Below are 778 nucleotides of genomic sequence, written 5' to 3'. Positions count from 1 at the left end.
CCGTTAAACAAGCTCGGCAAACAGCCGATAGCGCCAGGCGCGCAGAAGAAAAACGTCACGCGCAACAAGCTGGATAAAACGGTTAACCCGCAAGAGACGGCGAAAATCACCGAAGATAACGCCAAAAAAGCGCTGGATGTGAATGAAAAAGCGGTGCTGCTGAAGCAAAAATCAGCCCGTGAATTGGGTGAGCTGGCGACCGACATTAACGTCATCGCCCGCAATGCGCATATGGAAACCAACCTTGAGATGGAGATTGTTCCTCAGGGGCTGCGCGTGCTGATTANAGCGCCAAAATTATGCCGTTCTTTAAATCGCTGCTGGTTGCGCTGGCCCCCGTGTTTGACTCGCTGGACAACAAGATAATCATCACCGGCCATACGGATGCGATGAGCTATAAGAGCAACATTTACAACAACTGGAACCTCTCTGGCGACCGTGCTTTGTCAGCACGACGCGTGCTGGAAGACGCCGGCATGCCGCAGGATAAAGTCATGCAGGTTAGCGCCATGGCGGACCAAATGCTGCTGGATGCGAAAAACCCGGAAAGCGCAGGCAACCGTCGTATTGAGATCATGGTGTTAACGCAAAGTGCTTCCGATACGCTGTATCAATATTTTGGTCAGCACGGCGAGAAAGTGGTTCAGCCGCTGGTTGATAAGCTGGACAAGCAAAAGCAGGTGACTTCTTTACGTCAACCCTCTGCTCCCGCCACGCATTAATTCTGTTCTCCGCCCCCACGCAATGTGGGGGCAAATTATCCCGCAGGAAGGCAATA

1 pseudogene is annotated in these 778 nt (G+C 52.4%); it reads left to right on the top strand.

Features of this window, described 5'->3' with window-relative positions:
* A pseudogene (locus FDX22_RS26270) lies at window positions 1–722 on the top strand (OmpA family protein); the annotation flags it as partial.
* Window positions 723–778: the final 56 nt, after the last annotated feature.

Origin of the sequence: Citrobacter sp. TBCS-14 (genome assembly GCF_005280805.1) — a bacterium.
In the GTDB taxonomy this organism is placed as follows: Bacteria; Pseudomonadota; Gammaproteobacteria; order Enterobacterales; family Enterobacteriaceae; genus Citrobacter; species Citrobacter gillenii.
The sequence above is the reverse complement of the archived record's forward strand: the minus strand, read 5'-3'. Positions and strand labels throughout refer to the sequence as shown.